This window comes from Kitasatospora sp. Xyl93 (assembly GCF_055383135.1).
Map to the genome: position 1 here is coordinate 4,432,083 of NZ_AP029185.1, position 23,763 is coordinate 4,455,845.

Genomic DNA, 23,763 nt, shown 5'->3' on the forward strand with positions numbered 1-23,763 from the left:
GGGTCGGCAGCCATGGTCCCCGTACGACTCACCGGCCCGCGACTGGCCGTCCGCGAGTACCACCACACCGAGCGCGACGTGGACGCGCTGCACGCGCTGTTCGGCGACCCGGAGGTCACCCGCCACCTGCCGTTCGGGCCGAGCGACCGGGAGGAGTGCGCCGACCAGGTCGAGCTCTACCTGGAGGAGGCGATGGCCGGGGAGCGGGACACCTACCGGCTCGCCGTCACCAGGCTCGCCGACGCCGAGGACCCGGCGGACGCCACGCCGGTCGGGCAGGCCTCGCTCACCCTCGACGGGTACCGCGCGGCCCAGCTCGGGTGCGTGCTGGCCCGCGGGTCCTGGGGGCGCGGCTACGCGGGCGAGACCGTCGGCCTGCTCTGCGACCTCGCCTTCGGGGCCCTGGACCTGCACCGGGTGGCCGCGCGGGTCGCCGTGGCCAACGAGGCCTCCGACCGGGTGCTCACCCGGCTGGGCTTCCGGCGCGAGGGGCGGCTGCGGCACGACGGGTTCAAGGACGGCGTCTGGACCGACTCGTACCTCTACTCGCTGCTCGCCGACGAGTGGCCCGGCCCGGCCGCCCGGACGCAGGGGGGTTAACCCCACCCCGGATCCGCCAGGCCCCCGGATCCCGACCGGCCACCGCATCCACCAGACTGGACACCGTCAGCGGGACGAACGACCGACAGCACGAGGGGCCGGGGGCCGGGATCATGAGCAGCAGCCGCAGCACGGAGGACCGGGAGTGGGACGTCCCGGGCGTCCACGGGGACGACCGGCGCCCCGCCGGGGCCCGCCGGACCGAGCGGCGGCCGGCCCTGTGGCGGGCGCCGTTCTCGGCGTACTACTACCGCGAGGTCGGCTACGCGCTCACCGGGCTGCCGGTGGCGATCGCCGGGTTCGCCGTCTCGGTCACCATGTTCTGCCTCGGCCTCGGCACCTTCGTCACCGTCGTCGGCCTGCCCGTGCTGGGCGCCCTGACCAGCCTCGCCCGCGGTTTCGGCCGGCTGGAGCGGGCCCGGGTGCGCGGCATGCTGGCCCTGGACGTCCCGGGCCCGGAGCCGGTGCGCCGGGTCCGCCCCGGCAGCTGGGGCGCGATCACCGCGCGGCTGGGGGACGGAGCCGGCTGGAAGGCCGTGCTGTACCAGGTGGTGATGCTCCCCTGGGCGTTGTTCAGCTTCACGATGACGCTGGTGTTCCTGGTGCTCGGCTGGGCCCTGACGCTCTACCCGCTGTACCACTGGGTCTTCCCGACGTACACCTCCTGGAAGGGGTACCGGGTGTTCGACTTCCGCGACAGCGACGGCATCCGGCACCTGTACGAGATCCAGTCGCCCTGGCAGATCGCCGGGCTCTCGCTCGCCGGGCTGCTGCTGGTCTTCCTCACCACCCAGCTGGTCCGCGGCCTGACCAACGTCAACCGGGCCGCCGCCCTGGGCCTGCTCGGCCGCTGACCGCTTCGGCTGACCGCTGACCGCCGACCGCTGACCGCTTCCGGCTGACCGGCTCCCTGGCCTGTAATAGTCACTTGGCAGGATTGCCCCTATACTCGTCCGCATGATCGAGACGACGATCCGGCACGCCGACGCGACCGACGCCGACCGGCTCACCGCGCTCATCCATGCTTCCGGCGCCTACCGCGGCGCGTACTACGCGATGATCGACGGCTACCGGCTGACTCCCGACTACATCGCCCGCCACCTGGTGCGGATGGCCGTGGACGCCGCCGACGACCGCCTGCTCGGGTTCTACGGCCTGATCCGCGAACCGGCCGAGCTGGACCTGATGTTCGTCGCCGACGAGGCGCAGGGGCTGGGCGTCGGGCGGCAGTTGATCGCCGACATGCTCGACCGTGCGCGGGAGGCGGGCACCACCTCGGTCAAGGTCGTGTCCCACCCGCCCGCCGAGCGCTTCTACCTGCGGGTCGGCGCCGTACGCACCGGCACCCGGCCCCCGCAGGCCAGGACGCCCTGGGAACAGCCCGAACTGCGCTTCGCCGTCTAGGAATTCCCGCCGGCCGACGGCGCGTCCGGTGCGCCCGGCTGGACCGGCACCACCACCGGTACGACCTGCGGTACGGCCTGCGGGGCGGGCGGCCCCGACCGCGCCGGCACGAGGCCCGGCGCCTGGATCCGGGACAGGATCTTCTCCGCCAGCCAGCTGCGGTCCGACCCGTACGGGATCCCCCGCGGGTCGACCAGCTGGGTCGCCACCGCGTCCCGCACCCGCTGCGCCTCGGCGGCGGGCAGCCGGGAGAGCAACCCCCGGGCGGCCAGCAGCGCGTGGTACTGCTCGAAGTCCGAGCGCGGGCGCTCGATCGCGTCCAGCACGCTCGACAGGTCCGCCAGCGCCGGATCGCCCTGCATCAGCGCGAGCGCCTGGATCCGCCGGCCCTCGGAGCCGTCCGCGAAGAGGTCCCGCACCTGGTCGGCGGTCAGCGCCGAACGCCGCGCGGTCGAACGGACCTCGGCCACCACGCCCGCCGGCCCGGTCGGCGACCCGGAGGAGGGCGGCAGCTGCCCGGCCAGGGCGGCCGGGCGCTCCGCGCTGCCGCCCAGCAGCCCGAGCTGCCGCATCGCGCGGACCCGCAGGTCGTCGGCGCCCACCTTGTCGCCGTGCCGGTCGTGGTCCTGCCCGGCGAGGAAGAGGTCCAGCGCCTGGTCGGTCTCGGTCAGCGCCTGCGGCAGCGCCAGCCGGGTCACCAGCCAGCCGGCCAGGAAGCCGAGGACCAGGAAGTACAGCACCAGCGCCGCCGCGAACGGCGCCACCCCCTCGCCCCCGCCGAGCGCGGGCGCCAGCGCCGCACCGAGGTCGTGCAGCCGCCGGCCGAGCGAGCCGAGCTGGGTCAGCCCGACGCCCAGCAGCACCTTGGTCAGCCAGTCCGAGACCTGCTCCAGGTTGGTGTTCGGCGCGTACGAGCCCGGCGGCTCACCGGCGCCGGCACCACCGCGCACCCGGGGCACCCCGAACAGGAAGCCCAGCCCGCCGCCCAGCACCACCGAGGCGCCGACCACCACCAGCCCGCCGCCGAGCGCCTGCCAGGCGTGCTTCCGGCCGAGTGCGAACAGCACCAGCCCGAGCAGCCCCGTCCCGGCCGCCACCCCGGCGGCGCCCCACCGCGCCGTCCGCAGCGCGGCCCCGCCGCCCGGCCGTCGTGCCTTCGCCATCGCCCGCCCCCTGTGTCCGCGCCGCTCCGCTCCGGAACCCGCGCCGACTCTAGCGCCGCGGGGAGCCTCCGGACCGTGCCGGAAGCTCCCCGGGAACGCAGACGGCCCGCGGGCTGCTCCTGCGACGCCGGCCCGTGCACTGGCCAGGCGCCGAGGCACCGGGGATGTACCGGTGAGCCCGCGGGCCGGGTGACTGCTATGGATTTCGCCTGCCGGAGGCCTGGGGCCTCACCCTGCGCAGGCAGGGGCGGCTCTAGCGAGCAGCCACCTCACGCATCCTGATGGAACTCAACTCAGGATCACCTCCCTTCAGTGTGCTGCCAGCCTAAGCAGCGCACCGGGCGGAGGCAACGGATTTACTTCGCGGCGCCCGCGTCCGCCGCCCGGTAGATCCTGAGCCGGTCCAAGACCCGCCCGCCGACGCCGGACCCGCCGTCGCCGTCCTCGGCCCCGCCGCGGGCGGCGAGGCCGCGTGCTGCCCGTACCCGGACGTGCGAAAGGCCCGGAGGACATGTCCTCCGGGCCTTTCCGCTACTGAGTAGCGGGGACAGGATTTGAACCTGCGACCTCTGGGTTATGAGCCCAGCGAGCTACCGAGCTGCTCCACCCCGCGTCGGTGAACACAACAATACGTGGAAGTCGCCGGGATGGGAAATCGGTTCCTCAGGGCGCCCTGGCGACCCGCGGCCGGCCGGGCGCCGCGTGCCGCGCCGACCGGCATCTCGCCCAGGCCGCGAAGCAGACCAGCGCGGCGAAGCAGGGCACCATCAGCGCCGCGTACACCACCAGGAAGCCGTCCGTGCCGAGGTCGGCGGCGGCGTTCCAGGTGCCGTGCAGGGCCATCGCCAGCAGCAGGCCGGCTGGCAGCGCCAGCCGGGCCAGCCAGCGGCGGCCGGTGGTGAGGGCGACGGCCAGGCCGATCCCGGTGAGCGCGGTGAACAGCGGGTGGGCGAAGGGGGAGAGCAGGGCGCGCAGCACGAAGGTCTGCACGGTGCTGTCGAAGTCGCGCAGGCTGGGCGGGTCGCCGAGGCCGATGCTGTCCAGCCGCTGCCGCTGGTCGCTGGTGAAGGCCCGGCCCAGGTAGAGGGCGTTCTCGGTGAACGCGAAGCCGCAGGCGGCCATCCCGCCGAGCACCACCCCGGCGGCCAGGGTGCGCGGCCGGGAGCGCTGGTGCGGCGGCGGGGCCGGACGCAGGTAGGGCAGTGGCCGCAGGCGGGGGCGCAGCCGCAGCCGGCCGCGGGCGTGCGGCCCGGCCGGGTGGCGCGGGTACGGGCGGGGGCTCCGCGGCGCGGGCGACCGGCGCAGCAGCGGCGCGCAGGGGCGCCCGGTGCGGCGGCCGTGGCAGCGCAGCCGCTGGCCGAACGGGAGCAGCAGCACCAGCAGGGCGGTGGCCTTGGCGGTCTCCTCGATCACCGGGGTGGCGATCCCGGCGCCGAGCAGTTCCCCGAACGCGCCCCGGTGCCGGGTCAGGTAGCTCGCCGTCCAGTTGTTGGCCAGGATGGCGACGGTGGTGGCCGCGCAGGCGCCCCAGCCGAGGCAGAACACGGTGTGCCGCAGCGGCACCCGGGCGGTGAGGTTGAGCCAGGCCAGGCCGCCGAGCACGAACGGCAGCGGCACCAGCGCCAGGCCCAGGCCGACCAGCAGCCCGACCGTGCCGGTCTGCCGCTGGACCAGGTGCAGGATCAGCACCCCGCAGCCGATCAGGGTCAGCACGGCGGTCGTGGTGACCGTGGGGTGCGCCACCGAGCGGCTGCGGCCGGGGCGGGGGCCGGGGGCCGCGGTCCGGGCCGGCCCGGCGGGGGCGGTACCCGGCCGGGGCAGCAGGCGCCGGGCCCGGTGCCTCCGCGGGCCCGGGATGGTCCGGGTGCCGCCGGTGCTCGGGACCGTCTCCGGTGCGTCGGCGGCGGCCCGGAGCGTCGTCCGACCGTTCGTCCGGAACCCGCCGCCGGACGGGCTGCCCATGCGGCACAGGGTAGGCCACGGTGGCGGCCCGTCGGGAGGACCCGGGACGGACCGCCCGTCCCCGGACCGCCCGAACGGCCGCCGCGCGGGCGCCGGTTCGAACGGCGCCGGTGGGTCAGCGGCGGCGGAACAGCAGGTCGTGGACGACGTGGCCCTTGGCGATCCCGGCCCGTTCGAACTTGGTGACCGGTCGCCAGTCCGGCCGCGGGGCGTAGCCGGGGATGCTGCCGTCCGGGTGGTCCGCGGGCTCCAGCCAGCCGGTCCCGTCACCCTCGGGGTGCAGGTTCTCCAGCTCCGGCGAGGCGGACAGCACGTCCAGCATCTGCTCCGCGTACGGCTCCCAGTCGGTGGCGCAGTGCACCAGGGCGCCGGGGGCGAGCCGGGGCAGCACCAGGTCGAGGAAGGAGGGCTGGACCAGCCGGCGCTTGTGGTGCTTCGGCTTGGGCCACGGGTCGGCGAAGTAGACCCGCAGACCGGCCAGCGAGGCGTCCGGAAGCATGTCGCGCAGCAGGATCACCGCGTCGCCGGCGGCCGTCCGGACGTTCCGGGAGCCGTCGCGCTCCAGCAGGCCGAGCAGGTTGCCGTGGCCGGGGGTGTGCACGTCGGCGGCGAGGATGCCCATGGCCGGGTCGGCGGCGGCCATCGCGGCGGTGGTCTCGCCCATGCCGAAGCCGATCTCCAGCGTCACCGGCAGGCCGCCGAACAGCTCCGGCAGGTCCAGCGGGGTGCCGTCGATGGGGATGCCGTAGGTCTCCCAGCTCCGGTCCAGGGCGCTCGCCTGGGCGTTGGTCATCCGGCCCCGGCGCGGCTGGAAGCTGCGGATGCGACGCTCGCGGTGCTGGGCCTCGGTGGCCTTGTGCGGGTACATCGGCGCGGGGTAGGCGGCCGGCGCGGCGGACAGCCGGGCGGACGGCGAGGGCTGGGGGATCGGGGCGGTGGCAGTCACAATCACCCGAGTCTACGGGGCTGTCGGGGGTCGTCGGCCGGGCCTGTGACCGGGCTCATCCGCCCGATCGCCGCCCGCCCGCCCGGCCCGCCGCCCGGCCCGCCGCGCGGTCAGCCCGGCCGCCGGTGGAGAAGGGGGAGGAGCCACACCCCCGTGATGGCTCCTCCCCCCGTTCCCCGCCCGGCCGGCGCGGGCTCCGCTACCCCTCCCAGGGCCAGTGGGCGTTCGCCCCGGACTCCAGGAGGGGGATCAGCCGGAAGGCCGCGTCGCTCAGGCCGCCGAAGGTGTGCCGGTGGGCGCCGCCGCCGGGGCCGTGGCCCGTGGCGTAGCCGGCCAGGTTCCAGGTGTAGACGGGCACCTGGGCCGGGACCGCGGCCAGCGGGTCGCCCCGGTGGCCCGGGCCGGTCTGCTCGTCGGTGACGATCACCACCCGGTCGTGGCCGCGGTAGTGGGCGCGGACGGCGTCGGCGGTGTTGGTGCCGCCGAGGCTGGAGAAACGTTCCAGTACCCGCAGCACCGCCTCGCCCCGGCCGACCTCGACCACCCGGCTGGTGGTGCCGAACTCGACCAGGTCCGCCTCCTCGGCCCGGACCTTCAGCGCGGTGCCGAAGATCGCCGCCGAGTCCGCCCGGTTGAGCTCGGTCGGCCCGCCGGAGCGGTCGAACATCGAACCGGAGCGGTCCACCAGGACCAGCGTCCGGCCGGGCAGCTCCGGCACGTTGGCCAGCGAGTGGCCGAGCGCCGTCTCCAGCGCGTGCCCCCAGCGCAGCGAGGGCGCGTTGCGGTACGCGGCCAGGTAGCGGAACGGGAACTGGCGCGAGCGCCGCACCTCGCCCCGGTCGGAGATCCGCCGGGCGACCTCGGCCGCGACGGCGTCCGAGACGCCGGCCCGGTCGAAGTTGCGCAGGTTCCGCACCAGCGCCATCGGACCCATCGACGGGATGACCGCCTCCCAGACGGCCGCGTCCAGCGGTCCCCGCAGCCAGCCCGCCAGCGCCTCCCAGGTCAGCCCGGCGGCGGCCAGCCGCTCGGCGCCGCCCTCCGCGGTCACCGCCGCCCGGCGCTCCTCGACGGGCAGCGCCAGCAGCTCGCGGTTGGCGGTCAGCATCCGGTCGACGGCCGGCGGGACGGCCTCCTCCGGCCGGTGCCGGCGGTCCAGCGCGTACGCGAACAGCGCACCCTGCCAGGGCCGGTCCGGGGCCGGCGAGGGGTGGGTCAGCTCGATCACGTCGCCGAACCGGTAGCCCTTGCCCGCGGTGTCGTACTTGAGCAGCGAGCGGGCGTCGTACAGGCGCTGGACGGCGTCCGCGACGCCGCGCTTGAGCGGCTTGGGCAGCGCCCGGCCGTAGCGCGAGGTCCAGTAGGCGAGCAGCTCGCCGGGCTCGTCGGCGCGCCGCAGCACCGCGGCGACGGCCTGCCGGGAGTGGCCGTGGGCGCCGGCGTCCAGCCGGGCACGGGTGAACTCGGCGGCGCCGACCAGGGCGGCGGTGCGCATCTGGGCGCCGTGGCGCAGCCAGCGCAGCAGCCCGAGGGTCCACTCAGGCTCGGCGACGGCGAGTTCGCGCACCAGTGCGGTGTAGCGGTCGTCGCGCGCGCCGCCGCGCTCGTGGAAGGCGTCCTGGCCGACCATGTTGGCGATCGCGAGCAGGAAGAGCTCGGACCTGGCGTCCCGGACGTGGCCGACGCCGCCGTTGTGGTTGCGGGTGAGCCGCCCGGTGGTGGCCACCGGCGAAGTCGGAGCCGCCTTGGCCCCGCGGAAGTTGAACCTGGACATGCGAAAGCCCCCCTCGGCCTGCTGGTGTCGGTGGGAGGGAGGCGTGCTGCGGTGCGGCGTGCCCGAGATCGTGCCGGCCGTGGGACGGCCGGCGTCGGCGGAGGTGTATGCCTTGTGCTCTACCGGATTGAGCTACCGGCCGCGCTCGCGCACGGCCGCCCGGGATTCGAACCCGGAACCGCAAGATCCGAAGTAACCCCCGCCCGCGCACCGGGCACTCCGGAGCGCACTGCCTCCCGAGATCAGGATGGCGGCGGTGTTTCGCGGGCTCGAACCGCTACGCCGGAGAACCGGCGTCTACCAGAAGTAACCGCTGCCGTCGCACCGGGAGGTGCGGAACGAACTATTCAGGTATGGGTGTCCAGAGATCGAAGGCGGCTGAGGTGACGAAGCCGCTCTGCCGCTGAGCTACACCGGCACGAGTACCGGTGGCGGGACTCGAACCCGCGACCTGCCCAATGAGGAGTTGGAAGTAACCTCTGCCTGCGCACCTGGACGAGGGAGACCTTAGCCAGGCCGTTCCCGCGCGTGCACCCCATTTACCGCCGGCTCGTGCGGGGCCGCGGCTCAGGCCGGAGCGACGATCACCGCCCGGGCCCGCTCGGTCAACTCCCGTACCCGGCGTTCACCCTGGAAGGGCTCCAGCCGCCGCAGCATCTCCACCACGTACTCCCGGCTGCGCTGCGAGGAGATCCGGCCGGCCACCTCGACGGCGCGCTCGCCGGCGGCGACCGCGGCGTCCAGGTTGCCCGCCTCGGCCTCGGCCATCGCCGAGACCACCAGCCGCAGGCCGTGCGAGCGGACGAAGCCCTCGGTGGGGGTGGCCAGCGCCTCACGGGTGAACTGCCGGACCTTGGAGGGCACTCCGAGGTCGCGGAAGCACTCGGCGGCGTCGGCGGCCAGCCGGTCGTAGGCGTAGAAGTCCATCCACGCCGGATCGGGATCCCCGGCGCGCGCCCGTTCGAGCGCGCTCTCCGCCGCGCCGAGCGCCGTCGCACACGCCGCGGCGTTGCGGGCCTTGGCCTGGGCCCGGGCCTCCACCAGGTGGAAGAAGCTCATGGTGCGGGCGGTGGCCAGGCCCCGGTTGCGCTCCAGCGCGGCCTGGGCGAGGTCGACCGCCTCCTCGGCGAAGCCGCGGTAGCCCGCCTGGAGGCTCATCGAGGCCAGCACGTAGCCGCCGAGCGGCACGTCGGCGGCGGCCCGGGCGAGCCGCAGCGCCTGGATGTAATAGCGCTGGGCGGCCTCGTGCTGTCCGGTGTCGAAGGCCATCCAGCCGGCCAGCCTGGTCAGTTCGGCGGTCGCGCCGAACAGCGCCCGGCCGACCGCGTCGCTGTACGAGGCGAGCAGCAGCGGCGCCGCCTCCACCCGCAGGCATTCCGGCACCATCGACGAACGCCAGTCCCCGCCGCCGTACTTGGAGTCCCAGCGGCGGGCCTCCTGGGCGGCCTCGCGGAGCTTGGCGGCGTCCGAGTGGCCGACCCGGTAGGAGGAGGTGTCGGTGGGGGAGCGCGGCACCTCGCGGGCCACCGAGCCGTCCGCGGGGGTGATCAGCCAGCGGGAGACCGGGGTCGCGTAGGCGGCGACCGAGAAGGTGCCGGCCAGGCTGTCGCTCCAGCGTCCGCCGCCGGGGCCCCGGCGCAGGTCGAGGTCGACCCGCCACAGGTCGGTCGCCGAGCGGACCGCGTCGGCGACCTCGCGCGGGAAGGCCAGGCCGAGTTCGGGCGCCGGGTCGGTGTCGCCCAGGCCGATCTCCTCCAGCGGGACGGGCCGGCCGAGCTTGCCGCCGATCGCGGTGGCGATCAGGTGCGGGACGGGCCCCTGCGGCACCATGCCCTTGCTGACCCAGCGGGCCACCGAGGTCTTGTCGTACCGCAGGGTCAGCCCGCGCTGGGCACCGAGGTCGTTGACCCGGCGGGCCAGTCCGGCGTTGCTGATCTGGGCGAGGGTCAGGAGCGTGCCGAGCCGTTCGTTCGGTCCACGTGGGCTGACGGTCATGGTGGCGGCGGCACCTCCTGCGGCCTTGTGCGCGGGGCCCGGGCGGCACCGGGCCGTAGCTGCTGTACCTAGCGTAGTCGGACGCGTTCCGACGGTTAAGAGGTCGCATTCCGGATGGCGGGATCGCGCACTCGGCGGTGCCGCACCGGAGTTGGTCCGGACCGCTCGGATCCGGCCGACCGCACCGCGCGCCGGAGCGTCGTGCTCCGGTCCCGTGTTCACGTGCGCCCGGCCGTGCCCCCTGGCCCGACCGGCTGGTCGGCGATTCGCTGGTGGTCGTGGGTCGGCCTGCCGTCGAGGACCCGGCGGGCCGGGGGATGCCGCCGCCTCAATCCCCGCGGGCGGCGGTGAAGTCCGGGAGGGCATGCGGATGCCCTCCCGGGCTGGGCGACGCCTTTCGGCCATCTCGCGATGCCCATGTCAAGGCGTTCGCCGGTGGTCCGGGCCGGGGAGGGGGAGGCCCGGCCCGCCCGCCCGCCGGATCGGCGGGACGATCGAACTCCCTTCCGGTGCACGGAACTTGCCCGCCCGCAGCGATCGGGTGCCGCGGTGGTCCCGGGGCCGCCCCCCGGCCCGCGGGCGCGCCCGTACCGGCCCGGACGCCCGCACCCGGCCGTCGAACGGCGGGTCCGAACGGAATCGGAACCCGGAACACCGGCCCCGGCGGCGCCCCGCGGTGGCACGATGTCTCCTGACGGCGCGTCGAGCTGCGGGGGCACGCCGGGACGCGCACGGGCCGCCACGGCACACCACCCGGCCGCCCGGCGGACGGCGAACGCGCCCACGGATGCAGGTCCTCGTCCGCTGGAGGCGCGATGCGGTGGCTGACGGGCTGGAGCACGGGCGTGCCGAGCGCGGGCACTCCGGCGCACGAGGCACTCGGCAGGGTCGAGCCGATCGCCGCGCGCCCCCTGTGGACCGGGCCCGACCCGCTCTGGGCCGTGGGCGACTGGCGCCCCGGCGAGATCCGCCTGGTCACCCTCCGCCCCGGTGCCCCCGCCGTGGTCAGCACCGGGCCCACCGCCCCCGACCAGGTCGAGGACACCCCCGCCACCTCCCGGCTCGCCGTCCTCGGCCACTGCGGCGCCACCGACGCCGAACTCGCCGCCGGCCTCGCCGCCGCCCGCGGCGGCGCCGTCCGCCACCTGACCGCCTGGCCCGGCAGCTACACCGTCGTGCTGCGCTCCGGCACCCGCTCCACCCTGCTGCTCACCGACCTCGCCGGCGCCCAGCCCGTCTTCCACACGCCGTGGGCCGGCGGCACCGCGTACGCCACCGCCGCCCTGCCGCTCGCCGACCTGGTCGGCGCCCCGCTGGACACCGGCCACCTCGCCGCCCGGCTCGCCTGCCCCGAGTCCCCGGAGGCGCTCGGCACCGGCACCCCGTACCTGGGCGTCCAGCGGGTGCCGCCCGGCCACGTGCTCGGCGTCCGCGGCGGCCGCCCGTACCTGTCCGGCTACGACGACCCGGGCGGCGAGCAGCCGCGGGGCGAGGCGCCCGCCGTCCGCGAACTCACCCGAGCCCTGCTGGAGGCCGTCCGCTCCCGGGTCCGCACCACCGGCCCGGTGCTCGACCCGGCCGGGCGGGCCCGGCTCGGCGTCGACCTCTCGTACGGGACGGCCTCCGCGACCGTCGCCCTGCTCGCCGCCGCCGTCCCGTTGCCGCCGGCGCCCACGGCCGCCGCGGCGGCCCGGGCGGCCACAGCCGGGGCCAGGAGCGGCGCGGTCAAGGGATCCTGGGCCCGCGCCGCCGCCGTCCGGGAACCCGCCGCCCTCGAGCGGCTGGCCGCCGTCACCCTCGGCGAGACCGGGCCCCCGGCCGGCCTCGCGCTCGCCCCCGACACCCCGCGGCTGCGGCACACCGTGCTCGACCCCGCCCCGGACACCCTCCCGTACGCCGGGCCGGGCGCCGACCCGCAGGCCGGCCGGCTCACCGACGAGCCCGGACCCGAACTCGTCGCCGCTGCCCGGGCCGAGGCCCGCTTCGACGCGGGCGGCACCGACCACCTCACCGGCTACGGCGCCCGCCAGGTGCTGGACGGGCACCCGGCCCGGCTCGCCGACCTCATCCGGGCCGGCCGGCCGCGCGAACTCCTGTCCCCGGTCGCCGCGCTGGCCGGCGCCGACCGGGCCGCCGCGGGCGTCCTCACCGGCGCGCTGCGCACCCCGCTCACCGTGGTCCGGGCCGCCCACCGGCTCTCCCGGGTCCGCTACGCCGAGGCGCTGGACGAGGCGGCCGCCAGGCTGACCGCCCGCCACGTCCAGGAGGACGCCGGTACGGCGGGGGCCCGCTCGGCCGTCGACCTCGCCTGGTGCGTGCCCGGCCCGGCTGCCCGCTGGCTCTCGGACGAGGCGCTCTCCTCGGTCGCGCTGCGGCTCCGCCTGGCGGCGCGCAAACCCGCCCCCGAGGAACACCCCGGCGCGCACCGGGCCCGGCACGCCCTCTACCGGCAGGCGCGCTCCTTCCGCACGCTCGTGCACGCCGCCGAACAGCCAGGACAGCGGCTGCACGCGCCCTTCCTCGACAACCAGGTGGTGCGCGCCGCCCGGCTGCTGCCCGACGACGTCCGCCTCCAGCCCGGCGCCCGGCACGCCCTCCTGCACGCCGTCATCACCGGCGCCGGCCGCACCGACCTGCCCCCCGACTGGGGCCGCGGCCCCCGCCCCGACCGCACCGCCCCCGCCCGCGCCGGACTGCGCCTCGCCGCCGACGGCCTCGCCGAACTCTTCGACGCCCCGCTGCTCGCCGAGGCCGGCCTCATCGACCTGCCCGCCGTCCGCGCCGACCTCGCCCACGCCGCCGACCCCGCCACGCCCCTCTCCGCCGCCGCCCTGGCCGGCCTCGCCGACCTCGTCTCCACCGAACTCTGGCTCCGCCGCATCCGCGCCCGCCGCCACGGCGCCTGCTGGACCGGCCTGCCCGGGCCCCGCCAGCCCGCCCTCACCCCCTGACCGCCGGGCCTGGCGCCCCGCCCGCCCTGCGGCCTCCCACCGTCCGCCCTCCCGCCCGCCGCCGTGCCGGCTCCCTCCGGGTGCTCCCCGCCCCGCCGGCCACCCCGTCCCGTCGTGCTGGCGCCTGGCCGCCAGGCCGCGCCGGTCCCCATCCGGTTGTCTCGGTCGCCTTCGGGCCTCTGGCCGGCCCTGGTCCGGGCGCTCCGCGCGCCGCTCCCGGGGCCCGCCCGTCCAGTCCTGCTCGCCGCCGTTCCGCTTCGCCGGGCAGCCCCTCATCTGTGACCGCTGCCCCGCCTCGCTGGCCTCGCCAGGCCGCGCCGGTCCCCGGCCGGTCCAGGCGCTCCCTGGGCCGCTCCGCCGACCCGCCCGTCCGCCGCCCCGCCCCGCTCTCCGCCCTGCGGCGCGGTTGCCGGGTGCGGGTCGCCGGGGCGGTGATGATGGCGGGGGTGTGGATCCGGGGTGAGGAGGGTGTGCGGTGGCCGGTGGGAGCACGGAGCGGGAGGTGCCGGTCGTGCTGTCGGTGCTCGGGCGCCCGCCGGCGGGTCGGACGCCGGGGGTGCTGGCGGCGTGCGACGGGTCGGACGGGTCGCTGTGGGCGCTGGACCGGGCGATGACGGAGGCCGAGCTGTTCGGGCTGCCGCTGTACGTGCTCGCCGTCGTCAACCCGGCGCCGACCGGTTACCCCCCGGGGATGGCGGAGCTGGTGCAGGAGAGCGTGGAGACGCTGGTGGAGAGCATGGCGGACGGGTTGCGCCGCTCGGTGGCCGCCGTGCAGCGCCAGCGCCCCGCGCCGTACGCGGGGGAGCTGTCGCTGCACGTGGTGCTGGGCAATGTGATCGAGGTGCTGCTGGAGGCGGCGACCCGGCAGCACACGCTGGTGATCGGCACCCGGGGCAACGGCGGCTTCGCCCGGCTGCTGATGGGTTCGGTGAGCTCGGCGGTGGTGCACCACGCGGCCTGCCCGGTGCTGGTGGTCCCGGCGCCGCCCGCGGCCTGACCGGCCTGGGATGCCGGCCGGAGTGCCGGGAATGTACCGAGATGGTTCACCGTTCACCTATCTCGTACCGTCTGAACCACACGCCCCTGGAGCCCCCGCATGAAGGTCGAGATCTGGAGCGACATCGCTTGTCCCTGGTGCTACATCGGCAAGCGCCGCTTCGAGGAGGCCCTGGCGGACTTCCCGGGCAAGGAGCAGGTCGAGGTGGTCTACCGCCCGTACCAGCTGGTCCCGGACGCCCCCGCGACCGCGAGCCCGCACCGCGCCTGGCTGGCCGAGCGCTACGGCCCGCAGTCGGTGGCGATGGACGCGCGGGTGGCCGAGCTGGGCCTCGCCGAGGGCATCACGTACGACTTCGACGCCGCGCTGCACGCCAACACCTTCCTGGGCCACCGCCTGCTGCACCTCGCCGAGGCCGAGTACGGCGCGGCCGTCCAGGGGCGGCTGAAGGAGGCCCTGCTGAAGGCGCACTTCACCGACGGCGTCGACGTCGGCGACCGCGCCGCGCTGACCGACGTCGCCGTGTCGGCCGGGCTGGACCGGGACCGGGTGGCCGCCTACCTGGCGGGCGACGAGGGCACCGCCGAGGTCAACGCCCAGCTGGCCGAGGGCCGGGAGCTGGGCATCAGCGCCGTGCCGACCTTCGTCTTCGAGGGCAAGTGGGCCGTCCAGGGCGGCCAGGACGCCGCGACCTTCGGCAAGGTGCTGGAGCAGGTCGCCGCGGAGATCGGCGAGCGCCGCCCCGCCCCGGTGCAGGTCGCCTCGGTCGGAGAGGCCTGCGCGGACGGCTCCTGCGCGATCTGACGGCCCGCCGCGCCCCCGGCAGGCCCCGCGGCACCCCGCGGACGAGGCCCGCTCCAGGAGTCCTGGAGCGGGCCTCCGTCACGACCGCCCGGGGCGCGCCCCGGTCACGAGCACCGGAAGCGGGCCTGGGCCCAGTCCGCCACGTTCATCGCCGACCAGATCCCGTTCACCGGTGTGACCACCAGCTTGACCGACTTCTGCCCGGCCAGCGGCACGTGCACCGGCACCGGGTCGTCTCCGACGGCCAGCGCGCGGGAGCGCCACAGGGTGGTGCCGTCGCCGCCCTGGACGGAGAAGACGACCCCGCCCGGCGAGAGCGTGGCGTCGTCCACCCCGGCCACCGCGTCGAAGGACGTGCAGCCGCGGTTGAGGTCGATCACGGTGGTCGCCGGGGCGTGCACGGTGATCGCGTGCGGGTGGTAGCCGCCGCCGATCCAGCCGCCGTCGCGCTGCCAGAACTTGTCGCTGCCCTTCTGCCGGATGCTCGGCTCGGACGGCGGCACCCGGTTGTTGCCGGGCTTGAGCACGGGCAGCGAGTTGCCCCAGTAGTCGCTGAGCACGGGCGGCGCGGGCGTGGTGACGGTCGGGGTCGGCACCGGCGGCAGGGTGGGCGTCGGGACGACCGGCACGTCGGGCGTGGGCACCGGCGGCAGGGTCGGCACGGTCACGACCGGGGGAACGATGGTCGGCCTCGGCACCTTCGGGCTGCTGGGCGCGGGCGCGACGGGCTCCGGCGCCCGGGTGGTGGCGGGCGGGGGAGTCGGCGTGGGCCTGGGGGCCGGCTTGGCCCCGGGGCTCGTCGCGGGCGCCTCGGGGGCCGGAGCGGCGGCGCCGGGCGGCGCCGGGGCCGGTACCGGTGCCGCGGCGGGCGGGGCCACCGGCCGGGCCGGGGAGGCGGCGGCCGGGGCGCTGGTGGCCGGGGGAGCGGCCACCGGGGGCTTCGGCTCGGGCGAGCCGGTGAGCGCGTACGCGGCGACGGCGGCCGCGGCCACCGCGATGGCGGCGGCGATCCCGGCCTTGGCGGCGGTGCCCAGACCCTCGCCGGCCGCCGCGGCGGCGGCCCCGCCGGAGCCCGCACCGGTCGAGCCGGCGGTTGCCGCACCGGCCGCACCGGCCGCGGCTCCCGAGGACCCGGCGGTCGCGGCGGCCGTCCCGGCCGCTGCCGCACCGCCGACGGCCGCGGCACCGCCCACGGCGGCCGCGGCGGCGCCGAACCCGCCGACGCCGATCCAGACCAGCACCCCGCCGGGCAGCAGGGCGCGCAGCCCGGTGTTGATCTCGGTCAGTTCCAGGCAGGCGGCCGTGCAGCGGTCGCACTCCTGGAGGTGCCGGCCGACCTCCGCCGAGGCCCGCTTGCGCAGCGAGCCGCGCGCGTACGCCCCGAGCCGGTTGGCGTACGCCTCGCACGAGCTGTCCTGGCTGCCCGAGACGTGCGCCTGGAGGAACCCGGCGGCGAGCCGGTCGCGGGCCCGGTGGGCCTGGACGGCGGTGGCGTTGGCGGTCTTGCCGAGCATCACCGCGACGGTCTTCGGGGACTCCCGCTCGACCTCGGTGTGCCAGAGCACCACCCGGTCGTCCTCGGGGAGTTCGGCGTAGGCCTGCATGACCATCCGCTGGTCGGCCATCGCCATCGCCCAGGCGTCGGCGCCCGGGTCGGCGAGGTCGAAGTCGACGACGGCGGCCGAGGTCTGCGCGAACACGGCGAAGTCGTCCACGAGTTGCTCGCGCCGCTCGCTGCGGTGCCAGGCGGCGGCGACGTTGCGCACGGCGGTCAGCAGGTAGGCGCGGACGGCGAACTCGGGACCCTTGCCGGCCCGCAGCGCCTGCAGGGTGCGGGCGAAGACCTCGCCCGCGAGGTCCTCGGCGGTGAAGCTGTCCCGGCAGCAGGTGCGCGCGTAGCGGCGCACCGAGTCGGCGTGCCGGCGGTAGATCTCCTCGTAGGCGGCGTCGTCGCCGGCCCGCACCCGGGCGGTCAACTCGGCGTCGGAGGCGGGGCGCTCGCCGTCCACCGGGTCGGCGGGGGCGGGCACGGTCGGCCGGGCGGTCCGGCCGTCACCGGGGAACGGGTCGCCGACGAACGCCTCGGGGGCGACACCGCCCCGGCCCGCCGGGGCCTGCCCGGGCACCCGGCCCGGGGGCAGCGCGGCGGCGGAGGCGGAGAGCGTCTCGCGGCCGGGCATGCCGGCCTGGTCGGGGACCTGCCCGGCGGCCGAACCCGCTGCGGCGCCCGGCACTTGGGCCGTCCCGCCGGTGCCGCCGAGACTGCGGGGGCCCGCGGCGGACCCCTCGGCGGCATCGCCGGAGAGGCCCCCGAAGTCGAGGCCGTACCCGTAGTCGTTCTGTTCCTCGGCGCTCACAACGGACCCCAGATTCCACGACAGCCCCCGCAGTGTGGCAGGGCGCGCGGGAGTGCGTGGGCGCACGGTTCCCCGGCGTACGGCGCCGATGGCGCGCGAACGGCGCGCATCGGGACATTGGCTCCAACCACGGGCAAAGGATGGCATAGCGCAGGGAACGGCGGTAGCCGTACCGGCCGCCTTCCACCCCTCCGAGGGGCCGTCGCGACGGTGTTCGCCCAGCGTGCGACGGTGGGGTGCGCGACTCCCGCACCCGGCGCGCGCACGCCGGCCGCGCGCCGGTCATCCCTCCAACTCCCGTGCCCGCCAGGCGTGGCGGACCGGACACCCGACGGACGTCAGCGCGCCCGCAGGCCGTCCAGCAGGATCTGCAGCAGCCGATCCGAGGGCCCGGCGACCGGCTGGCCGTCCGACTGCGGAGAAACCGGCGAGAAACCGCCGGCCGCCGGTACGGAGACCGACGGACGGGCCGCGTGCACCGGCACCGAGGCGGTCAGCACCAGCACCACGTCCGACACCGTGACGCCGGGACGCAGCTCGCCCGCCGCACCGGCCCGCGCCACCAGCGCGGCCAGCAGCTGCAGCAGCAGCCGCGGATCGGCGTCGGCCGCCGACGGCTCGACCGCCCCGCCCGAGCGGGCCTCCTCGCCGCGCAGGTCGAAGCGGACCGCCGCGGGCGGTTCCGGCGCGCGCTGCTCGGGCACCCGGCCCAGCTCCTCCGCGTACCGGAACGCCTCCGGCGGCAGCAGCCGCCCGGCGCCGCTGCTCACCGCACGGGCCAGGTAGCCGGCCAGCGACTCCCAGGCGCCGTCACCGCCGTACAGCGACTCCCGCGCCTGCGCGGTCAGCCACGCCACCTCCTCGGCGGCGATCCGCTGGACCAGCACCTCCTTGCTCGGGAAGCGCCGGTAGACGGTGCCGACCCCGACCCCGGCCCGGCGCGCGACCTCCTCCATCGGCGCGCCGTAGCCGAACTCGCCGAACACCTCGCGGGCCGCCCGCAGCACGCTCTCCAGGTTCCGCCGCGCGTCCACCCGCAGCCGGGCGCCGGGCACCGGCGCGGCCGGTGCGGGCTCGACCCGGTACGGGACCGCGGCGTGAACCGTTCCGGCCTGTGGCAGCCCGCCCTGCGGTGGCAGGTCCACCGGGCCGCGCTGCTCGGGGACCATGCCCGCCCCGGCCTGCGGTGCACCCGCCCGCCCCAACACCTGCTCCTGATCCATCATCCCAACTCTCCCCCGCAGGCGTCCGAATCCGGACCCTGTCGTCGCCCGCCCCTGCACCCCCCGGTGCAGCTCAGCCCGTCAGAAATGACCCGATGACCCATTGCTCGTGCCGCCCGTCCGGTTCCGGTGACCACGGTTCGTGCCGCCGTGCCGGGTCCACGACCGGCTCGGCGCGTCGGCACCGTCCGGGGCCCTGTCCGGGAACTACCCTTCCCCGGATGACTGTCCCCCAGTCGGGTTCTCACGCCAACGCTGGAACAGGCCGTAGTGGCCGCTCCACGGTGCGTCGTCGTCGATTGTCATGGCGACGGCCGCTCCGGTACACAATCCGACCATAGTTCACCACTCTCCGAGGCCGAAAGTGCGTCAGAAAGTCGCCCAGTAGGCACAACTGGCCCCGTGGGTCACCCGAGGCGCAACCAGCCCCGTACGGACTGTGGACAAGACCACCCCCGCCGGTCCTTCATAGGGGGCGTGAACGGGGGCACACCCCCGGCCGCGGGGCGGCCGGGAGGACACGTCGCTTCGGCAGGAGGTGCACCATCAGGATCCTGATCGCCGGCGGCGGTTGCGCCGGAACGGCCGCCGCACTCCACCTCCAGCGCGCCCTGCGGGACCGGCTGCGGCGCGGCGAGGTGGAGATCACCGTCGTCGAGCCCCAGGCCTACTTCACCTACCACCCGCTGCTGGCCGAGGTGGCGGCCGGCTCGATCGACCCGAGACACGTGGTCGTCCCGCTGCGCCGGGTCCTGCCGGACTGCCGGGTGCTCACCGCCCGGATCACCCGGATCGAACACGCCGCCCGGCTCGCCCTCGCCGACGCCGCCGCCCCCGGCGAACCCCCCGCCCCGGTCGAACTGCCCTACGACGTCCTCGTGGTGGCCCCCGGCTCGGTCTCCCGCACGGCGCCCGTGCCAGGCCTCGCCGAGCACGGCCTCGGCTTCTCCACCGTCGGCGAGGCGGTGGGCCTGCGCAACCACGTCCTGGAGCAGCTCGACCTCGCGTCCGCCACCCGCGACCCGGCCCTGCGGCAGTCCGCGCTCACCTTCGTCTTCGTCGGCGCCGGCTACGCGGGCGTCGGCGCGCTCGCCGAACTGGAGGACATGGCCCGCACCGCCGTGCGCGGCTACCACAACGTCCGCGCCGAGGACCTGCACTGGGTCCTGGTCGAGGCGACCGGCCGGATCCTCGCCGAGGAGTCGCCCGAACTCGCCGCGCACACCCTCGGCGAACTGCGCGAGCGCGGCGTCGACATCCGGCTGGACACCACCCTGGAGTCCGCCGTCGACCGGGTCGTGGCGCTCTCCGACGGCAGCCGCTTCGGCGCCCGCACCCTGGTCTGGACGGCGGGTGTCCGGCCCTCCCCGCTGCTGCGCGAGACCGACCTGCCGCTGGACACCCTCGGCCGGGTGCGATGTCTGGCCACCCTGCAGGCGGTCGGACCGGACGGGCGCGCCCTGCCCGGCGTCTGGGCGGCCGGCGACTGCGCCGCCGTACCGGACCCGAACGCGGACGGCGCCCCCTGCGCGCCCAACGCCCAGCACGCCTTCGCCCAGGCCGAACTGCTCGCCCGCAACGTCGTGGTGGCCCTGGACGGCGGGCCGCACGCCCCGGGCCTGGCCGACTACCGGCCCGGCCCCGCCGCCTGCTCGACCTCGCTCGGCCCGCGCCGGGCCGTCGCGCACACCCGGCGCGGCCGCAGGCTCACCGGCCGCCGCGCCTGGTGGCTGCACCGGGCGCGGCACCTGCGGCGGCTGCCGAGCACCGAGCGCCGGGTGCGGGTGCTGGTGGACTGGATGCTCGGCGGGGTGTTCTCCCGCGAAGCGGTCTCGCTGGGCGCGATGGAGCACCCGCGTTCGGCCTTCGAGAAGGGGTTCGACCCGAGGTCCGGACGGTCGTCCGACGCCGGACCGGACGCTCCCCCGTGACCGCACCCTCCGACCCGGGCCGACGGCCGACCGGACGACGGACCGGTGGGCGAAACGGGCGACGGATCGGACGGCCACGCCGGGCGCGCGACTTCCGGAACCGGGCCTCCGCCTGACAGGATCAGCCCGACTGGTCATTACCCCGTGTGCTGTTGTGCACACAAAAAGTGATGATATGCCTGGAAAACGAGGAAGCGGCCGTCGTTTGAACCTCATGCGCTGGAGCGCCCGGCTCACCGGAGTCCCCTGGCGTGCCGTCCCGCCCGACGGGACCGGCACCGAGGACGGTGCGCCCTGCCCCGACGGCGTCGTCGTGCCCAGCCCCCGCGACCCGACCAGCCCCGCCGCCACCGCCGAACTCCCCGACCCGCACAAACCCCAGAACCTGCGCGAGGTCCTCAACCGCATCCCCGCCCCGGTCGCCGTCACCTACGGGCCGCTCCACCAGCTCGGCTACGCCAACCGCGCCTACCGCGAGCTCTTCGGCGAACGCCACACCGGCCTGCCGGCGGCCGAAGCGCTCCCCGAGCTCGCCACCATGGGCGTCCTGCCCCTGATGGACCAGGTCATCCGCGGCGGCCGCCCGCGCAGCGTCAAGGCCCGCTGCATCCTCGGCCTCACCGGCAACCGCTACTACAACGTCTCCTGCGTCCCGCTCGGCGCCGGGGAGAACGGCGACGCCCCCGCCGAGGGGCCGCCCGCCGGTGTGCTGATCTTCGCCGCCGAGGTCACCGACCAGGTCCTCGCCGCCGCCCGCCTGCGCGAAGCCGAACGCCGCCAGCGCGAGGCCGCCGTCACCCTCCAGCGCAGCCTGCTCCCGCAGAAGCTCGACCAGCCGGCCGGCCTGCGGGTCGCCGCCACCTACCAGCCGGGCGGCGCCGAGGCCGCGGTCGGCGGCGACTGGTACGACGTCATCGCCATCGACGGCGGGCGCACGGCCCTCGTCATCGGCGACGTCATGGGCCGGGGCCTGCGCGCCGCAGCCGTCATGGGCCAGCTGCGCACCGCCGTCCGCGCCTACGCCCGCCTCGACCTGCCCCCGCACGAGGTGATGCGCCTGCTCGACGGACTCGCCATGGAGATCGACGCCAACCAGATCGCCACCTGCACCTACGCCGTCTGGGACCCGCGGCGCCGCACCCTCTCCTACGCCTCCGCCGGACACCTCCCCGTCCTGCTGCGCTGCCCGGACGGCACCATCCTGCGCAGCGAGGAACAGAACGGCCCGCCGCTCGGCACCGGCGGCGGCCTGCACGTCTCCCACACCCTGCGGCTGCTCCCCGGCACGACCGGCGTCCTCTATACCGACGGACTGGTGGAGCGCCGCGACGAGGACATCGACCAGGGGCTCGACCTCCTGGCCCGCACCCTGACCGGTGCGATCGGCGCCCCCGAGGTGATCTGCGCCCGGCTGCTGCGGGCGATGGGCGTGACCTCCGAGCACGACGACGACGTCGCCGTCCTGGCCTTCCAGCTGCCGGCGGAGGAGGACGCGGAAAATCCGCTTGCGCCGCTTGACTCGGACACCCCAGAGGTCTAGTGTTCTTCGAGCTGCCTGGCAGGGAGCACCGGACACGCATCAGCGCGGACGGTCCCGGGGCAGCCAATCCCTTGAAACACCACTTCCCGGTTCGGGCCGGGTCGCTTCGTCGTATTCACGTCGCGGCCTGGTGCGTATTTGGCGTGCGCATTTTATCGGTTTGCGGCCGGATTCGCTTTTCGGAGCGGGGATCGGCTAGAGTTTGAAACGTCGGACGGGGCGTCAAACCCCGGAAGGCACCGGCGAGTTGGATGAACGAAGCCCTGGAAACGGAGCGGAAAACATCTGATAAGCTGGAAACACGAAAGAACGAAGCCCGGAGGGCCCGCTGGAAGGCGGCTCGAAGGAAGCGTCCGTTCCTTGAGAACTCAACAGCGTGCCAAAAGTCAACGCCAGATATGTTGACATCCCCGGCCTCGGTCGTTTGATCGGGGTTGGAGATTCCTTTTGAAACAAACACTAGCGAGGACGCAGTGCGCGGGGCCGCCCTATTCCGGTGGTTGCCGTGCCGCTCAACGCGGGTGTGCACCCGATTACGGGTAAACATTCACGGAGAGTTTGATCCTGGCTCAGGACGAACGCTGGCGGCGTGCTTAACACATGCAAGTCGAACGGTGAAGCCCTTCGGGGTGGATCAGTGGCGAACGGGTGAGTAACACGTGGGCAATCTGCCCTGCACTCTGGGACAAGCCCTGGAAACGGGGTCTAATACCGGATACGACCTTCCTCCGCATGGGGGTTGGTGGAAAGCTCCGGCGGTGCAGGATGAGCCCGCGGCCTATCAGCTTGTTGGTGGGGTAATGGCCTACCAAGGCGACGACGGGTAGCCGGCCTGAGAGGGCGACCGGCCACACTGGGACTGAGACACGGCCCAGACTCCTACGGGAGGCAGCAGTGGGGAATATTGCACAATGGGCGAAAGCCTGATGCAGCGACGCCGCGTGAGGGATGACGGCCTTCGGGTTGTAAACCTCTTTCAGCAGGGAAGAAGCGCAAGTGACGGTACCTGCAGAAGAAGCACCGGCTAACTACGTGCCAGCAGCCGCGGTAATACGTAGGGTGCGAGCGTTGTCCGGAATTATTGGGCGTAAAGAGCTCGTAGGCGGCCTGTCGCGTCGGATGTGAAAGCCCGGGGCTTAACCCCGGGTCTGCATTCGATACGGGCAGGCTAGAGTGTGGTAGGGGAGATCGGAATTCCTGGTGTAGCGGTGAAATGCGCAGATATCAGGAGGAACACCGGTGGCGAAGGCGGATCTCTGGGCCATTACTGACGCTGAGGAGCGAAAGCGTGGGGAGCGAACAGGATTAGATACCCTGGTAGTCCACGCCGTAAACGTTGGGAACTAGGTGTTGGCGACATTCCACGTCGTCGGTGCCGCAGCTAACGCATTAAGTTCCCCGCCTGGGGAGTACGGCCGCAAGGCTAAAACTCAAAGGAATTGACGGGGGCCCGCACAAGCAGCGGAGCATGTGGCTTAATTCGACGCAACGCGAAGAACCTTACCAAGGCTTGACATATGCCGGAAACACCTGGAGACAGGTGCCCCCTTGTGGTCGGTATACAGGTGGTGCATGGTTGTCGTCAGCTCGTGTCGTGAGATGTTGGGTTAAGTCCCGCAACGAGCGCAACCCTTGTTCTGTGTTGCCAGCATGCCTTTCGGGGTGATGGGGACTCACAGGAGACTGCCGGGGTCAACTCGGAGGAAGGTGGGGACGACGTCAAATCATCATGCCCCTTATGTCTTGGGCTGCACACGTGCTACAATGGTCGGTACAAAGGGCTGCGATGCCGTGAGGCGGAGCGAATCCCAAAAAGCCGGCCTCAGTTCGGATTGGGGTCTGCAACTCGACCCCATGAAGTTGGAGTTGCTAGTAATCGCAGATCAGCATGCTGCGGTGAATACGTTCCCGGGCCTTGTACACACCGCCCGTCACGTCACGAAAGTCGGTAACACCCGAAGCCGGTGGCCTAACCCGTAAGGGGAGGAGCCGTCGAAGGTGGGACCAGCGATTGGGACGAAGTCGTAACAAGGTAGCCGTACCGGAAGGTGCGGCTGGATCACCTCCTTTCTAAGGAGCACATAGCCGCTTGCAGGCGAATGTTCTGCACGGTTGC

At 74.9% G+C, this 23,763-nt stretch carries 14 protein-coding genes, 1 tRNA gene, 1 rRNA gene and 1 pseudogene; 9 read left to right on the forward strand and 8 right to left on the reverse strand.

Going from position 1 to position 23,763, the window contains the following annotated elements; all coding sequences use genetic code 11:
- Nucleotides 1–12: 12 nt before the first annotated feature.
- From ACZ5GH_RS19900 to ACZ5GH_RS19910, 3 genes are all read left to right on the forward strand, one after another.
- A complete protein-coding gene (locus tag ACZ5GH_RS19900) occupies nt 13–600 on the forward strand; it encodes a GNAT family N-acetyltransferase (RefSeq protein WP_464334922.1) in 588 nt (195 codons plus the stop codon).
- Nucleotides 601–713: 113 nt separating this feature from the next.
- Entirely contained in the window at nt 714–1,454 is a 741-nt protein-coding gene (locus tag ACZ5GH_RS19905; RefSeq protein ID WP_464334923.1) for a sensor domain-containing protein, read from the forward strand.
- A 103-nt stretch (nt 1,455–1,557) separates the two neighbouring features.
- Nucleotides 1,558–2,004, forward strand: a complete 447-nt coding sequence (locus tag ACZ5GH_RS19910; RefSeq protein WP_464334924.1) for a GNAT family N-acetyltransferase — start codon at nt 1,558–1,560, stop codon at nt 2,002–2,004.
- Here the strand turns inward: ACZ5GH_RS19910 and ACZ5GH_RS19915 are convergent.
- From ACZ5GH_RS19915 to ACZ5GH_RS19940, 6 genes are all read right to left on the reverse strand, one after another.
- Nucleotides 2,001–3,167: a hypothetical protein gene (locus ACZ5GH_RS19915; protein ID WP_464334925.1), complete on the reverse strand. Its 1,167-nt coding sequence runs from the start codon at nt 3,165–3,167 to the stop codon at nt 2,001–2,003. The genes ACZ5GH_RS19910 and ACZ5GH_RS19915 overlap by 4 nt on opposite strands.
- A gap of 539 nt (nt 3,168–3,706) precedes the next feature.
- Nucleotides 3,707–3,780 (reverse strand) — tRNA-Met (locus tag ACZ5GH_RS19920).
- Between the two features lie 50 nt (nt 3,781–3,830).
- A complete protein-coding gene (locus ACZ5GH_RS19925; protein WP_464334926.1) occupies nt 3,831–5,129 on the reverse strand; it encodes a PrsW family intramembrane metalloprotease in 1,299 nt (432 codons plus the stop codon).
- Nucleotides 5,130–5,244: 115 nt separating this feature from the next.
- Nucleotides 5,245–6,075, reverse strand: a complete 831-nt coding sequence (gene trmB / locus ACZ5GH_RS19930) for a tRNA (guanosine(46)-N7)-methyltransferase TrmB (RefSeq protein ID WP_387759123.1) — start codon at nt 6,073–6,075, stop codon at nt 5,245–5,247.
- A 199-nt stretch (nt 6,076–6,274) separates the two neighbouring features.
- Complete coding sequence (locus tag ACZ5GH_RS19935) at nt 6,275–7,849, reverse strand: TROVE domain-containing protein (RefSeq protein ID WP_387759125.1); 1,575 nt, start codon at nt 7,847–7,849, stop codon at nt 6,275–6,277.
- A 567-nt stretch (nt 7,850–8,416) separates the two neighbouring features.
- On the reverse strand, nt 8,417–9,844 hold the full coding sequence (locus ACZ5GH_RS19940) for an MFS transporter (RefSeq protein WP_355264844.1): 1,428 nt from the start codon (nt 9,842–9,844) through the stop codon (nt 8,417–8,419).
- Between the two features lie 815 nt (nt 9,845–10,659).
- Here ACZ5GH_RS19940 and ACZ5GH_RS19945 point away from each other — a divergent pair.
- The 3 genes from ACZ5GH_RS19945 to ACZ5GH_RS19955 all read left to right on the forward strand — a co-directional run bounded on the left by ACZ5GH_RS19945 (nt 10,660) and on the right by ACZ5GH_RS19955 (nt 14,596).
- Nucleotides 10,660–12,795, forward strand: a complete 2,136-nt coding sequence (locus ACZ5GH_RS19945; RefSeq protein WP_464334927.1) for an asparagine synthase-related protein — start codon at nt 10,660–10,662, stop codon at nt 12,793–12,795.
- 475 nt (nt 12,796–13,270) lie between these two features.
- Nucleotides 13,271–13,792: a universal stress protein gene (locus ACZ5GH_RS19950; protein ID WP_464334928.1), complete on the forward strand. Its 522-nt coding sequence runs from the start codon at nt 13,271–13,273 to the stop codon at nt 13,790–13,792.
- Between the two features lie 99 nt (nt 13,793–13,891).
- Nucleotides 13,892–14,596: a DsbA family oxidoreductase gene (locus tag ACZ5GH_RS19955; RefSeq protein ID WP_464334929.1), complete on the forward strand. Its 705-nt coding sequence runs from the start codon at nt 13,892–13,894 to the stop codon at nt 14,594–14,596.
- A 104-nt stretch (nt 14,597–14,700) separates the two neighbouring features.
- On the opposite strand, the gene ACZ5GH_RS19960 is transcribed toward ACZ5GH_RS19955, so the two are convergent.
- Nucleotides 14,701–16,953 (reverse strand): sigma-70 family RNA polymerase sigma factor, encoded by a 2,253-nt coding sequence (locus tag ACZ5GH_RS19960; RefSeq protein WP_464334930.1) that lies wholly within the window; start codon nt 16,951–16,953, stop codon nt 14,701–14,703.
- A 338-nt stretch (nt 16,954–17,291) separates the two neighbouring features.
- Complete coding sequence (locus tag ACZ5GH_RS19965; RefSeq protein ID WP_387759136.1) at nt 17,292–18,179, reverse strand: TetR/AcrR family transcriptional regulator; 888 nt, start codon at nt 18,177–18,179, stop codon at nt 17,292–17,294.
- A 554-nt stretch (nt 18,180–18,733) separates the two neighbouring features.
- Here ACZ5GH_RS19965 and ACZ5GH_RS19970 point away from each other — a divergent pair.
- The 3 genes and pseudogenes from ACZ5GH_RS19970 to ACZ5GH_RS19980 all read left to right on the forward strand — a co-directional run bounded on the left by ACZ5GH_RS19970 (nt 18,734) and on the right by ACZ5GH_RS19980 (nt 23,717).
- Nucleotides 18,734–20,107: an NAD(P)/FAD-dependent oxidoreductase gene (locus ACZ5GH_RS19970; protein WP_464336848.1), complete on the forward strand. Its 1,374-nt coding sequence runs from the start codon at nt 18,734–18,736 to the stop codon at nt 20,105–20,107.
- Between the two features lie 205 nt (nt 20,108–20,312).
- A pseudogene (locus ACZ5GH_RS19975) lies at nt 20,313–21,605 on the forward strand (PP2C family protein-serine/threonine phosphatase); the annotation flags it as partial.
- Nucleotides 21,606–22,193: 588 nt separating this feature from the next.
- Nucleotides 22,194–23,717: ribosomal RNA gene (locus ACZ5GH_RS19980) — 16S ribosomal RNA — on the forward strand.
- Nucleotides 23,718–23,763: the final 46 nt, after the last annotated feature.

Excerpts from the sequence above, each read along its gene's own strand:
- ACZ5GH_RS19910 (WP_464334924.1), top strand. The coding sequence starts at position 1,558 with ATGATCGAGACGACGATCCGGCACGCCGACGCGACCGACGCCGACCGG.
- ACZ5GH_RS19925 (WP_464334926.1), bottom strand. The coding sequence starts at position 5,129 with ATGGGCAGCCCGTCCGGCGGCGGGTTCCGGACGAACGGTCGGACGACG.
- ACZ5GH_RS19965 (WP_387759136.1), bottom strand. The coding sequence starts at position 18,179 with ATGATGGATCAGGAGCAGGTGTTGGGGCGGGCGGGTGCACCGCAGGCC.
- ACZ5GH_RS19905 (WP_464334923.1), top strand. The coding sequence starts at position 714 with ATGAGCAGCAGCCGCAGCACGGAGGACCGGGAGTGGGACGTCCCGGGC.
- ACZ5GH_RS19940 (WP_355264844.1), bottom strand. The coding sequence starts at position 9,844 with ATGACCGTCAGCCCACGTGGACCGAACGAACGGCTCGGCACGCTCCTG.
- ACZ5GH_RS19915 (WP_464334925.1), bottom strand. The coding sequence starts at position 3,167 with ATGGCGAAGGCACGACGGCCGGGCGGCGGGGCCGCGCTGCGGACGGCG.
- ACZ5GH_RS19900 (WP_464334922.1), top strand. The coding sequence starts at position 13 with ATGGTCCCCGTACGACTCACCGGCCCGCGACTGGCCGTCCGCGAGTAC.
- ACZ5GH_RS19935 (WP_387759125.1), bottom strand. The coding sequence starts at position 7,849 with ATGTCCAGGTTCAACTTCCGCGGGGCCAAGGCGGCTCCGACTTCGCCG.
- ACZ5GH_RS19955 (WP_464334929.1), top strand. The coding sequence starts at position 13,892 with ATGAAGGTCGAGATCTGGAGCGACATCGCTTGTCCCTGGTGCTACATC.
- ACZ5GH_RS19945 (WP_464334927.1), top strand. The coding sequence starts at position 10,660 with ATGCGGTGGCTGACGGGCTGGAGCACGGGCGTGCCGAGCGCGGGCACT.